At 63.4% G+C, this 13,047-nt stretch carries 11 protein-coding genes; 7 read left to right on the top strand and 4 right to left on the bottom strand.

The window, feature by feature from the left end:
* Positions 1 to 233: 233 nt before the first annotated feature.
* Positions 234 to 755, top strand: a complete 522-nt coding sequence (locus tag Cth01_RS21765) for a hypothetical protein (protein ID WP_034356860.1) — start codon at positions 234 to 236, stop codon at positions 753 to 755.
* A 107-nt stretch (positions 756 to 862) separates the two neighbouring features.
* Positions 863 to 5,647, top strand: coding sequence for an anti-phage protein ProA (gene proA / locus Cth01_RS21760; protein ID WP_045840396.1), 4,785 nt, complete (start codon positions 863 to 865; stop codon positions 5,645 to 5,647).
* 84 nt (positions 5,648 to 5,731) lie between these two features.
* Here proA and Cth01_RS21755 read toward each other — a convergent pair whose 3' ends face one another.
* Positions 5,732 to 6,241: a hypothetical protein gene (locus tag Cth01_RS21755; protein ID WP_003063591.1), complete on the bottom strand. Its 510-nt coding sequence runs from the start codon at positions 6,239 to 6,241 to the stop codon at positions 5,732 to 5,734.
* 153 nt (positions 6,242 to 6,394) lie between these two features.
* Between Cth01_RS21755 and Cth01_RS21750 the strand changes: the two genes are divergently transcribed.
* On the top strand, positions 6,395 to 6,850 hold the full coding sequence (locus Cth01_RS21750; RefSeq protein ID WP_034392268.1) for a helix-turn-helix domain-containing protein: 456 nt from the start codon (positions 6,395 to 6,397) through the stop codon (positions 6,848 to 6,850).
* Positions 6,851 to 6,897: 47 nt separating this feature from the next.
* Here Cth01_RS21750 and Cth01_RS21745 read toward each other — a convergent pair whose 3' ends face one another.
* The gene (locus Cth01_RS21745; RefSeq protein WP_003063594.1) at positions 6,898 to 7,920 is read right to left on the bottom strand and encodes a GlxA family transcriptional regulator; all 1,023 of its coding nucleotides are present in this window, start codon (positions 7,918 to 7,920) and stop codon (positions 6,898 to 6,900) included.
* A gap of 149 nt (positions 7,921 to 8,069) precedes the next feature.
* Between Cth01_RS21745 and Cth01_RS21740 the strand changes: the two genes are divergently transcribed.
* From Cth01_RS21740 to fghA, 3 genes are all read left to right on the top strand, one after another.
* Positions 8,070 to 8,888, top strand: a complete 819-nt coding sequence (locus tag Cth01_RS21740; RefSeq protein WP_224648538.1) for a hypothetical protein — start codon at positions 8,070 to 8,072, stop codon at positions 8,886 to 8,888.
* 429 nt (positions 8,889 to 9,317) lie between these two features.
* Entirely contained in the window at positions 9,318 to 10,439 is a 1,122-nt protein-coding gene (locus Cth01_RS21735; RefSeq protein WP_034380711.1) for an S-(hydroxymethyl)glutathione dehydrogenase/class III alcohol dehydrogenase, read from the top strand.
* A gap of 252 nt (positions 10,440 to 10,691) precedes the next feature.
* Positions 10,692 to 11,543, top strand: coding sequence for an S-formylglutathione hydrolase (gene fghA / locus Cth01_RS21730; protein WP_034380714.1), 852 nt, complete (start codon positions 10,692 to 10,694; stop codon positions 11,541 to 11,543).
* Between the two features lie 108 nt (positions 11,544 to 11,651).
* Here fghA and Cth01_RS21725 read toward each other — a convergent pair whose 3' ends face one another.
* Positions 11,652 to 11,927, bottom strand: coding sequence for a VF530 family protein (locus tag Cth01_RS21725; RefSeq protein ID WP_045840395.1), 276 nt, complete (start codon positions 11,925 to 11,927; stop codon positions 11,652 to 11,654).
* 228 nt (positions 11,928 to 12,155) lie between these two features.
* On the opposite strand from Cth01_RS21725, the gene Cth01_RS21720 reads away from it, so the two are divergent.
* Positions 12,156 to 12,512: a cupin domain-containing protein gene (locus tag Cth01_RS21720; protein WP_045840394.1), complete on the top strand. Its 357-nt coding sequence runs from the start codon at positions 12,156 to 12,158 to the stop codon at positions 12,510 to 12,512.
* 115 nt (positions 12,513 to 12,627) lie between these two features.
* Here the strand turns inward: Cth01_RS21720 and Cth01_RS21715 are convergent, their stop codons facing one another.
* Positions 12,628 to 12,927 carry a putative quinol monooxygenase gene (locus Cth01_RS21715; protein ID WP_034356878.1) on the bottom strand — a complete coding sequence of 100 codons (300 nt, stop codon included), beginning with the start codon at positions 12,925 to 12,927 and terminating at the stop codon, positions 12,628 to 12,630.
* Positions 12,928 to 13,047: the final 120 nt, after the last annotated feature.

The raw sequence follows: 13,047 nt of genomic DNA, 5'->3' as shown, positions 1-13,047 counted from the left end.
GACAGCGAAATCTCCAAATTTCCATAAACCCAATTGAAATTCAATCACCAATAGATAAGAACTATTCTTACATCCACCACACCGATAGTCATAGACATTAGGAAACATGGTTTACATGAATTTTTTAAATAAAAATTGGTAAGCCAGGTCCCTTGGCAGCACTGCGAACGCGAGCCAAGGATGTCACTGACCTGTCTGCATGCGCCTGTGAAGCGATGCAGGGGGGAACGGCAATGAAATCGTTGAAAACACTGGCAGGGTTGACCATCGTCATTGCCTGCTCCGCAGTCCAGGCCGACGAAGCCAATCAGTCTGCCGAGACCACTCAGCCCGTCGAGGTCAATCAGTCTGCCCAGGTCAGCCAGGCTGCGGGCGCATGGCATATCAATCTGCACACGGTCAGCCACCATTTCAGCGAACGGAAACGTGGCAAAACATGGAACGAGGAAAACCTGGGCCTGGGTATCAGACGAGAGTTTTCCAGCAATTTCTCCGTGCAGGCCGGCTTCTATCGCAACAGCATCGACCGCTGGAGCACCTACGCCATAGGCGAGTACACGCCGCTGACTTTTGGCAATCTGCACTCTGGCGTTTATGCCGGCTTGCGCACCAACTACACACGCCCCGTCATGGCAGCCGCCGGAGCCCTGGTGCGCTGGCAGGGTGAGCGCTACAGCGTTACGGTCCGCGCTGCACCAAAGACCTGCGGCCAATGCTCGGCTTTCATTGCGCTCGAGTTCGGCTGGAAACTGTGATCAATTTGTAAAACGGGTACGGAACCGCAGTGCATACATTGCCAATCAGCGTTGGCAGCACCAGAGAGCACGCTAAAGTGCCAGCTCACTGTGCTTTTTGATGCCCCATGCACGCAGACTCGAATTCCGCCCTCATCACCCGCCAGCTCGAAAAAAGCCGCCAGGCGCTGCTGGACCTCTCCACACGCAACCGGCTGCTGAGCCTGCCTCAGGCCGCCACGGCACGCGTGCTGCATTTTGCGGATGAACGCACGGACGAGGTCTATCGCCTGCTGGCGGGCGAAAGCAAAGCCATGAGCTTTGCGCCGGCAAAGGCCGAGGAGGAGCAAGCGGCCGCAGACCCTGCAGAGGCCCTAGAGACACAGGCTACCCTCGCCCTGCCCCAGCCCGAAGAAAGCGTCGACGAACAGCTCGATGCGCGCGGTGTGGCCCAGCGCCATCGTGACCTGAAATTGCAGACGCGCCTGTCCAGCGAGAAGCTGCAGCGCCGGCTACTGGACATGTATTCCGATGCCCGCACCTTCATCGAGGAACAGGGCGTCAACATCTTGTTTCTGGCGCTGGGTCAGCTGCAATGGTTCGACCGCAATGCTCCCGACAAGCCGCGTTTTGCGCCGCTGATTCTGCTGCCCGTAGCACTGGAGCGCAAAAGCGCGGCCGAGCGCTTCACCCTGTCCTGGTTGCAGGAAGACGCGGCGGAGAACCTGTCGCTGGCGGCCAAGCTCAAGGCCGACTTTGGCCTGGAGCTGCCCGAATTCAATGCCGGCGACGACTTCGCCCCCCGCGCCTATCTGGCCGCGGTCGCCGCCATGGCTGCAGCCCAGCCCGGCTGGCAAGTGTTGCCCGACGCCATGACGCTGGGCTTCTTCAGCTTTGCCAAGTTCCTGATGTACCGCGATCTGGACACTGCGACCTGGCCGCCGGAAAAGCGGCTGGACCAGCAGGCGCTGATTGCTGCCGCGCTGCAGGACGGCTTCGAGGCACGCGAACATCTGTTCCCCGAAGACGCCAATGTGGACCAACTGATCCCCGTCGACAGCCAGCGCCATGTGGTCGATGCGGACAGCTCGCAGTCACTGGCCATCGAAGCCGTGCGCCGCGGCGAGAACCTGGTCATTCAAGGCCCGCCGGGCACGGGCAAGTCCCAGACCATCACCAACGTGATTGCAGCGGCGATTGCCGACGGCAAGAAAGTGCTGTTCATCTCAGAGAAGATGGCGGCGCTTGAGGTGGTCAACCGCCGCCTCAAATCCGTGGGCCTTGGGCCTGCCTGTCTGGAACTGCACAGCCACCATGCCAACAAGCGCAAGGTGCTGGAGGAACTCAAGGCCACGCGCGATCTGGGCAAGCCGCGTGTGGAGCACCGCGAGCAAATCATCCATGAGCTGAGCAACGTGCAGCAGCAGCTCAACGCGCACAGCCAGACCATGCATCAGGCGCTGGCGCCCTGCACACTCACGCCCTACCAGATCCTGGGGCGGCTGGCGCGGCTGGATACGGTGCAGATCGCGCATCTGCCCGATCTGCTGCAAGGCGCACAGAACTGGTCACCCGAGGACTTTCATTCACGCCAGCAGATTGTCGAAGCACTGCGCCAGGCGGCATCCAAGGTGAGCCCGGTGGCCGGGCACCCGTGGCGCGGCGTATGCCATCCGGCGCTGCTCAAGCTGGATGCGCAACGCTTCGCCCAGCAACTGCCGACGCTGCAAGCAATGCTGGCCCGGTTGCAGCAGGATGCTGAGCTGCTGGCGCAATCCCTGAGCGCGCCGGCGGCACAGACTCTGCAGTCTCTGCATGAGCAGATCACGCTGGCGCAGCAGCTCGCCAGTGCCCCGTCCATAGACCGGCAGGCCGTCGCCAACAGCATCTGGGATCAGGGCCTGGGCCAGCTGCACAAGCTGGTCGAATGCGGCGCCCAGTTCAGCCGGCAAGCGCAGAGCCTGCGCGGCAGCTTTGCCGAATCCGCCTGGACGGCGGACTGGAATGCCCCACGCCAGAGCATCGCAGCACATGGCGACTCGCTGTTTCGCATTTTCAACAGCGGCTACCGCGCGGCGATTGCCAACCTCAAGGGCCAGTTGAAAACGACATTGCCGAGTTCACGGGCAGAGCGTCTGAACCTGCTCGACAGCCTGATCGAAGCCCAGCAACTGCGCCAGAACCTGGGCCAGCAGCAGATCCTGGGGGCAGATGCCTTTGGCAGCCTGTGGCAGGGCGAGCAAAGCGACTGGGCGCAACTGCAGGCCGTGCTGGGCTGGATGGCCGGCCCCGACGGACAGGGCCGCAGTGCCGCCTTTCGCCAGCTGTATGCCCAGCTGCCATCGCCCGCACATTGCGCGGACCTGGCCGCCCGGGCCAGTGCATCGCTGCAGGCATTCGATGATGCTGCGCAAAGCTTGCTGGACGGCTACCGGCTCGAGACACAGGAAGCCTTTGGCGCTGCCGATCTGGCCCGCATCCCGCTGGCCGACTTTGGCGAGCGTCTTGCACAATGGGTCGCCGAGCCCAACGCCTTGCTGGACTGGACCTCGTACCACGCCACCCGTGAGCAGGCGCGTGCGGCCGGCATGGCCGTCCTGGTGCAGCAGCTCGAGAATGAATCCATTGCACAAGGAACCCTGCCCGCCATCCTCGAACGCGCTTATTACGAAGCGCTGCTGCGTCAGGCCACTCAGGCTCACCCCGAGCTGGTCGCTTTCAACGGCGATCAGCACAGCCAGAAGGTGCGCCAGTTCCGGGCGCTGGATCTGGAGCGCATCGAACTCGCGCGCGCCCAGTCGGCACTCTCGCATTACGAGCAGGTGCCACGCAGCGCATCCGGCATGGGCCCGCTTGGCGTGCTCAATGGCGAAATTGCGCGCAAGCGCGGCCATATGCCGCTGCGCAAGCTGTTCAAGCTCGCAGGCGAAGCCGTCCAGGCCATCAAGCCCGTGTTCATGATGAGCCCCCTGTCCGTGGCCCAGTTTCTGGAGCCTGGTGCGGTCGAGTTCGATCTGCTGGTGATTGACGAAGCCAGCCAGATCGAGCCCGTGGATGCGCTGGGCGCCATCGCCCGCTGCAAGCAGCTGGTGGTGGTGGGCGACGACCGCCAGCTGCCGCCCACGCGTTTTTTCTCGCGCATGACCAGCGAACAGGACGAGTTCGACGACGAGGACGAAGACCAGCTCATCGCCGGAGCTGCCGATGTGGAGAGCATTCTGAGCCTGTGCCTAGCCAAGGGCATGCCCCAGCTCATGCTGCGCTGGCATTACCGCAGCCGCCACCAGTCGCTGATTGCGGTGTCCAACCAGCAGTTCTACAACAGCAGCCTTTACGTCGTGCCCAGCCCCTACACGGCCCGCTCGAGCATGGGGCTGCGCTTTCACCATCTGCCCGAAGGCCGCTTTGACAGCGGCGCCAGCCGCATCAACCGCATCGAGGCCCAGACCATTGCACGCGCCATCATGCAACACGCACAGCAGTCGCCGCAGCTCAGCCTGGGCGTGGCCGCTTTCTCGCTGCAGCAAAAAGTCGCCATCCAGGACGAGCTGGAACTGCTGCGTCGCCAGCAGCCCGAGGCAGAGTCCTTTTTTGTGGCCCATCCCAACGAACCCTTCTTCATCAAGAACCTGGAAAACGTGCAGGGCGACGAGCGCGATGTGATCTTCATCTCGGTGGCCTATGCGCGCAACGCGCAGGGCTATCTGCCCATGCGCTTCGGCCCTGTGAGTGCCGATGGAGGCGAGCGCCGCCTGAACGTGCTGATCTCGCGTGCCAAGCAGCGCTGCGAGGTGTTTTCATCCATCACCGCCGACGATATCGACCTGGAACGCGGCAAGGGCAAGGGCGTGGCCGCGCTCAAGGTATTCCTGCAATACGCGGCCACCGGCCAGTTGGCCCTGGCCGGCATCAGCGGACGCGATCTGGAGTCGCCGCTCGAAGAAGATGTGTACGAAGCGCTGACGGCCCAGGGTCTGCAGGTGCAGACTCAGATCGGCATTGCGGGCTTTTTCATCGATCTGGCCGTGGTCGATCCAGAACAGCCGGGGCGCTATCTGCTGGGCATTGAGTGCGACGGCATGAGCTATCACCACAGCCGCTCTGCACGCGACCGTGACCGCCTGCGCCAGTCGGTGCTGGAGAGCCAGGGCTGGATGCTGCTGCGCATCTGGGGCTGCGACTGGTTCCGCCAGCCGCGTGCCCAGACCGAGCGTGTCCTGGCCGCCGTCGAAGCTGCCAGGCAGCGCAAGCAGGCCGAACCAGTTCAGCCGCTAATGCCCACCCATCAGTCACAGACAGCCACAGAAGTCATAGAACGCGCAGCACGGTCCGATGCCGAAAGCGCCGAGACGGAATCGGCCACCGGCCCTGACGACAGCCTCTATCAGGAAGCCCGCTTTGCCGTTCCCGCCGGAGAACTGCACAACCAATCCACCGCAAAGCTGGCCCAGCTGATGCACCAGGCAGTGGAGCTGGAAGGACCGATTCATTTCGACGAACTGGTCACCCGCATGCGTACGCTTTGGGGCCTGCAACGCGCCGGCAGCCGCGTGCGCGATGCGCTGGAGCAGGCACGCCAATCGCTGCTGGCCGATGAGGCACTGGCCGCAGAAGGGGAGTTTCTCGACCTGCCGGGACGAGCGGTGCGGGTACGCAATCGCGCAGAGGTAGGCTCGGCCAATCTGCGCCGCATCGATTGCCTGCCGCCAGCCGAGATCCGTGCAGCGATTGCCCTGGCCCTCAGGAGCAGCCTGGGCGGCCAGCGCGAGGAACTGCCCGCTGCTGTGGCCCGGCTGCTGGGCCTGAGCGCTGTCACCGCGCCGGTACGCGAGCTGGTGCTGACGCAGCTCGATGCGCTGCATGGCAGCGGCGCCGTGGCATTCAACGGGACGCTGTATCGACTGCTGACCTGAGTCCTGAGTCAGCAATGAAAACGCCCTGAAGAAATTCAGGGCATTTTCATTGCGCAAGGCCGCATGCCCGCACCACGCTCTGCGTCAGTGGTCGTTGCTGACCTTGCGGTCCTCGCTCTTGGCCTCCTCCATGGCCTCGGGCTCCAGTTCCTCCGCCGAACGATTCAGGTGAACAAACACCCCCCAGCCGACCATGAGCATGCCGACGGCAATGACCAAGGCGGCGGAATACAGCAGCTTCTCGGGCTGCTCCTGGGCCTTGAAGGTGGCAACCAATCCCTCGACGGCCAGGGCGACCACCAGCACCACCATAAAGCGTGAGAGAAAGCGACGCACTCTTGTCGGGCCGCTGATATGGGCGTCGCGCACCACCTCTTCTTCAATCACGGTCTGGGAAATCTGCAGAGCCACCACGCCTGAGGCCAGAATGCCCAGCGCCTCCACCACATGCAGCGTGGCCTCCGGCTCCAGGCCGGCAGCAATCACGGCCCAGGCCTTGGTGACGGCCATCCAGATCAGGCACAACGCCGCCAGGCCGAACAGCAGGGCAATCAGCGAATGAGTCAGGGTGTAGAGCCAGTGAACAAACTTCATGAGCAACTCCAAGACCGTGTTGACGATCCATCGCCGTCCATGCTTGCAGACTTGATCTGGCCGCTTCGTAGGACAGTCAAGAAAACTGCTGGCTCAATGCAAAGAGCGCCCTGTTTGCCCTGAGCACTCCCCAAATCTGCCTACCATTGGCATATGCCTCGCCAGAACACCAGTCCCGCAGAGTTTCCGCCCGCCATTCTTTTGCAGATAACGCAGCTGGCCCAGCACATAGTGGCCCTGCGCAAGAGTCGGGGCGAAACACAGACGCAGTGGGCAGAGCGGCTGGGTATTTCCCAGCCTACCATGGCACGCATAGAGCGCGGCGACCCGGCCGTGGCCATGGCGACCTATGTGTCCTGCCTGTGGCAGCTCAATCCCGAGCTGGACCTGACCCGGTTGCTCGCACCCAAGGCTCCAGCACTGGCACCCGCATCCCGCTCGGATGCACCCTGCCTAGACAAGAAAAGAACTGCGGCGCCAAAGAGGGCCAAGTCCGCCGCCGAACCTGCCGCCGAGACCGCGAACCACGATGAGCAACAGGCGCAGATCGAGCGCAATTTTGCTGCAGCCAAGGCCGCTCTGGATTTCTTCAAGAGCCCTCTGTTCTGATCGGCTGACCGAAAACCGGCGGCTTCCGACAGGATGCCGCAAGCCCATCAGTCTCCGAACCGCTCCCGGTAAGCCACAGGTGTGATACCCAGCTTGCGCACAAACAGATGTCGCAGCGCCTGCTCCGAGCCCAACCCGACCTTGGCGGCCACGGTCTTGAGGGGCACAGAGCCCAGATTCTCCAGCAGCTGCTTGGCCCGCTCCAGGCGAGCGTTTTCCACAAAACTGCTGGGACTGCAGCCGGTCTCCTGCTGAAAGACGCGGCGAAAATTGCGCTCGCTCATCGCTGCCTTGCCCGCCAGCAGCGCCAGCGGCATGGGCTGGTCCAGGTGTTCCAGCACCCACTGCTGAGCAGCCTGCACTGCGCTGTGCTGCGTGGCCTGTGCGGCCAGGGATACGCTGAACTGAGACTGGCCGCCGGGACGTTTGAGATACATGACCAGGTCGCGCGCCACCTGCAGTGCCAGCGCATGGCCGAAATCATGCTCCACCACCGCCAGCGCCAGATCAATGCCGGCAGTGACACCGGCCGAAGTCCAGAGCTGACGCATGCCGTCGCTGTCCTTGATTTCGTCGCACACATAGATCGCATCGGCATCCACCTGCACCCGCGGATAACGCTGGGCAAGCGCCCCGGCCACACTCCAGTGCGTGGCCGCGCGGCGATCATTGAGCAAACCGGCTGCTGCCAGAAAAAAACTGCCGCTGCACAGCGCGATCATGCGCCCGACCCCGGGAGCCACTCGCGCCACCCAGTCCACCAGCTCGGGCGAAGCCGCCAGCACCTGCTCGATATGGCGCGCGCCCACCAGCAGCACCGTGCACCCCGTGCCCTCGGCCTCGACCTGCGCCAGGGTATGGCTGGCCTGCAAGCCCATCAAGGTGTCCGAGGGCACCAGACCGGCCTGTGACGCCACCACCCGCACCACATATCCGTCAGGCAGGCCTTTGTGCCGCAAATGCACATTGGCATAGTCAAACACGGACATGGGGCCTATGGCCTCCAGCGCCTTGAAGCCGGGGTAGACAACCAGATCGACGCGGTGGGCGCCAGCGTGATGGTGTTCCATACAAAAATCAGAGCAGTTCAAGCATATACAACCAGCGCTGCAGGCACTTGCAGCGCACGAGCCTCGACTATACGCAAGCCCTCTCGGCAACTAGTGCAGGCAGTCGCATCCACTGCTAAAGTCCGGGGCTTCTGCCCCTTTTTCCACCCATGATTCCCGGACCTCTTTTTACCCTGCCCATGCTGTTGCTGCTGCTCGCCCCCCTGGTGGCAGCCGGCCTGAGCCTGTGGCTGCTGCTGCGCGGGCTGTTCTGGTGGCTGCGCCATAGGCACACGCCCGCCTCCGAGCGCCCGCCGTTCTGGCACTGGCCCGTCGTGGTGGTGGCCATATTGGCCCTGGCCGGCGATCTCTGGGGACTGGTGCTGGCGCGCAAGCTGGTACAGATTGAAGAGGCCGTGACGCTGCGGGCCCACTATCGCGAAAGCCGACAGCGCTTTGTGCTGCCCGAGGACTTCCGCTATGGCGAGCAGCTATTCCCCAAAGGCACCTTGATCAACCGCTACGACGCCTTTGACAACGGCGAGCGCCAGCGACCGCTTGGCCTGCGAGGACTGAGTGCGGCGCGCTTTACGCAACCGGTGCAAATCGCAGGTGCCTGGGTCAGCGCCATCGACAACGGCGCATTGGAGCTTGCCCGCGACCAGCGCCTCGGTCCGGTGTTCCACTTCGATCCCGACGTCAACCCGGGTTATGGCGCCTGGGTGGTCGACCCGAAGCGCTCCTATCTGGAATGCCGCAAGGGCGATATCGCCAGCCTGCATGTGCCCTTGATCGACTATGACATTCAGGCCGAGTTTCTGGTCGGCGCCCCCGACGGCCCCGAGGCGCGCTACCGTCCCAGTCAATGGGGCTTCATCGATTGCCAGGAGGGCAAGCCCGCCATTGAGGTGCAGCCGGCCTATGACGGCCCGGCACCACCAGGCGCACACCTGCCGGTGTGGGGGACGCTGATACCGAATGAGGATTGAGCTGGAGACGCTAGGCGCGCCAATACTCTGTGCTGCCCGCGATGATCCGACTCGGATGTAACGACCAGATCCTCCCCGATCAATGCTGCGACGCATGCAGCCCGAACCGCCAGCAAGAACGCGGTCAAGTTGCTGATGATGTTCAAGAGCCCTGCAGCGGCAGGATGGATGCTGGCCATGCCGTCCCTATGATGGCGGCCTCAGCCGGAGTGCAAAGCGGCCGATCAGGATTCATGGCATCGCCAGCCGACGGAAGACGATCCCGCGAACCGTGTGACATTCGGCCAAAGAGCCGCCATCTGCGGCCACGAATTTCCATAGGGCGACGGGATCGCCTACATTCACACTTCACAACCGGTGCGCCCAGTCAGGCCTTGGCCCTGCCCCGGGCAGCCACCGCATCCTCAGCCTTCCAAGAAAGACCTGCCCATGAAATCCCGCGCCGCCGTAGCCTTCAAAGCCGGAGAACCCCTGCAAATCGTCGAGATCGACGTCGCGCCGCCCAAGGCTGGCGAGGTGCTGGTCAAGATCACCCATACCGGCGTCTGTCACACCGACGCCTTCACCCTGAGCGGTGACGACCCCGAAGGCATCTTCCCCGCCGTGCTGGGTCACGAAGGCGCGGGCATCGTGGTGGAAGTGGGTGAAGGCGTGACCAGCGTCCAGCCCGGCGATCATGTGATTCCGCTGTACACCGCCGAATGCGGCGAATGCCTGTTCTGCAAGAGCGGCAAGACCAATCTGTGCGTGGCCGTGCGCGCCACCCAGGGCAAAGGCGTGATGCCCGACGGCACGACGCGCTTCAGCTACAAGGGCGAGCCCATCTATCACTACATGGGCTGCTCGACCTTCAGCGAATACACCGTGGTTGCTGCCGTCTCGCTGGCCAAAGTCAACCCTGATGCCAACCCCGAGCAGGTCTGCCTCTTGGGCTGCGGCGTGACCACCGGTCTGGGCGCAGTCAAGAACACTGCCAAGGTGCAGGAAGGCGACACCGTGGCCGTGTTCGGCCTGGGCGGCATCGGCCTTGCCGTGATCCAGGGCGCCAAGCTGGCCAAGGCCGGCCGCATCATCGCCGTCGACACCAACCCCGGCAAGTTCGACCTGGCCAGAACCTTTGGCGCCACCGACTGCGTGAACCCCAAGGACTTCGACAAGCCCATCCAGCAAGTGATCGTCGAGATGACGGGCTGGGGCGTGGACCACAGCTTTGAATGCATCGGCAATGTGGACGTGATGCGCGCAGCGCTGGAATGCGCCCACCGCGGCTGGGGCCAGTCGGTCATCATCGGCGTGGCCGGTGCCGGTCAGGAGATCAAGACCCGCCCCTTCCAGCTGGTGACCGGCCGCAAGTGGCTGGGTACGGCCTTTGGCGGCGTCAAGGGCCGCAGCGAGCTGCCCGGCATGGTGGAAGACGCCATGGCCGGCAAGATTCAGCTCGAACCCTTCGTCACCCACACCATGGGCCTGGCCAAGATCAACGAAGCCTTCGAGCTGATGCACGAAGGCAAGTCGATCCGCTCGGTGGTGAACTACGCTGACGCTTCGTAACCCCCTGAGGCGCTTCGCCTGGGCGGCCCCGCGCCTTCCCCCTTTCTCGCTTCGCGGAAGGGGGACGACACCCTCGGTGCGCAGCGGCGCTTCCTCGGTGTCTCATCGATGGCCCGCGCTAGTTTTGAAGAACCACCCAGCGCTTTTAATTTCATAGCTGCTTGCGCATGCTTTGATTCATATTTATATATAAAACAGCTGCAAACGCTTTATTGACGAGCGCAAGCAGCTTTTCTTTTAGGAGTGACTGCCATGGAACTCAAGAACGCCCACGCCTGCTTTGGCGGCGCCCAGCGCTATTACGAACACCATAGCTCCGAGATCGGCCTCGCCATGAAGTTCTCGGTCTATCTGCCACCCAAGGCCGTGATGGGCGAGAAGGTGCCGGCCCTGCTCTATCTGGCGGGTCTGACCTGTACCGAGGAAACCTTCATGATCAAGGCCGGCGCCCAGCGCATGGCCTCCGAACTCAATATCGCCCTGATCTGCCCCGATACCAGCCCGCGCGGCGCGGGTCTGGCGGGCGAGGCCGACAGTTGGGACTTTGGCGTGGGCGCCGGTTTTTACCTGGACGCGACCACCCGGCCCTGGGCGCTGCACTGGCGCATGGAGAGCTACATCCTCAATGACCTGCTGCCCCTGGTCGGCAGCAAGCTGCCCGTGGACCTGCAGCGTCTGGGCATCTTCGGCCACAGCATGGGCGGCCACGGCGCGCTGACCCTGGCGCTGCGCCACCCCGGCCGGTTCACGTCGGTCTCGGCCTTTGCACCGATTGCCAACCCGCTCAACTGCCCCTGGGGCCACAAGGCTTTCAGCGGCTATCTGGGCGAAGACAAGGCCGAATGGGCCAGGCATGACGCCAGCGAGCTGATGGGCGCGCAAGCCTCTGCCCCCTATCCCGCAGGCATCCTCATCGACCAGGGCCTGGCCGACAAATTCCTGATCGAAAAGCAATTGCTGCCCGAAGCCTTCGAAGCCGCCTGCGCCAAGGCCGGTCAGCCGCTCACGCTGCGCCGGCATGCGGGCTACGACCATGGCTACTATTTCATCCAGAGCTTTGTCGACGACCATCTGCGCCACCATGCGCAGCAACTGGGCGCCTGATTCTTTGGAACGGGTTCGCGCGGCCGAGACTACCCAGCCATAGCTGTCACCCCACACGGGCAAAAGCCGCCTGACGGCGGTGTCTTCTTGATGCGGTCCGGCGCCGGATCAGTCCTCGGAGCGCTCCGATCTTCTCGCGCGCCGCTGCTGCTCGAGCTCATCGGCACGCTGGGTCTGTACATACAGCTGCTCCACCTGTTCGCGCGCCCAGGGCGTCTTGCGCAGAAATTTCAGGCTCGAAGAGATGCTGGGATCCAGATTGAAGCAGCGCACGGGCACCCGGCGCCCCAGCTCGCTCCAGCCGTAGTAATCAACCAGATCGGTAACGATGCGCTCAAGCGTCAGCCCATGCAGCGGGTTGCGCGGTTGTTCTTGGGAAGTCATTCGCGCATTGTCGGGGAATCGCCCGGCAGAGACAGCCCCGGGGACAAGATCCGCTCTGCCCGGCCTGTCCGGGACAGCCTGTCCGGGCCTGCTTGTGCAGCCGGGCGCCACGCCAATGACATGGGTTTGGCTTTCCTGTGCGCCAGCAAGAGATCACACTTTTGGCAACCGGCCTGAGCGAAGACAGGTTCGCTTCAACGGCCATGACGAGGCGCGAAGGAGCAAAGAATGTCCAAGCAACAGCAAGTCCCCCAGACCAGGGGGGTGGCCGTGCAAATGCTGGCCACGCTCGACCTGGGCCCCGAGATCGAAGGCATGTCGGGGCGCCAGCTTCGCATGCGCCTGGTGACCATGGCGCCGGGCGGCGTGTTCGGCCCGCTTCACGACCACAAGGACCGACCCGGCATGGTCTACATCCTCGAAGGTTGCATCACCGACCACAGAGATGGCGTGGCCACCGACTACGGCCCGGGCGTGGGCTGGCCCGAAGACAGGAACACCACGCACTGGCTTGAAAACCGTTGCGCCGTGACGGCAGTGGAAATATCGGTGGACATCATCAGGCTGCAGCAGGCTTCAAACTAGGCGCTCTCACGCCAAGCATCTTCATGCAAGCCTCTGCCTCTGCCTCTGCCTCTGCCTCTGCCTCTGCCTCTGCCTCTGCCTCTGCCTCTGCCTCTGCCTCTGCCTCTGCCGCAGCTCAGGTGGCGCGTGACGCCTGGACCTCGTAGAGCCGCAGATCCCGCTGCCCGATTCCCAGAGTCGGCCAGGCGGCACGCCAGGCCTGGATATGCGCGGAGGCGAAATGTGCATCCAGCGCTGCCTGATCCACCCACAGCTCCTTCACATGGATCAGCCCCGGCACCAGCACATCCTCGGCATAGCCGTACTCGAGACAGCCGGGCTCGGCGCGGGATGCATCGACCATGGCACGCATGGCGGGCCGGGCAAGCGCCAGGTTTTCGGATGGCAAACGCACGGTACCCACGATCAACAGCATGTCTTCTCCTCTTGAGCACAAGCAAACATCGTAGCAAGCAGCGCCCGCTCTCTCTGCCCCGGGCGCAAAAAAGGGAGGGCCATGCCCTCCCTGAAACACCTTCCAGGTGTTGATGCTGAT

The sequence above is a fragment of the Comamonas thiooxydans genome (genome assembly GCF_000964545.1).
GTDB classification, from domain to species: Bacteria; Pseudomonadota; Gammaproteobacteria; order Burkholderiales; family Burkholderiaceae_C; genus Comamonas; species Comamonas thiooxydans.
Note: the sequence above shows the minus strand (reverse complement) of the source record. Positions and strands in the feature narration are given on the sequence as shown.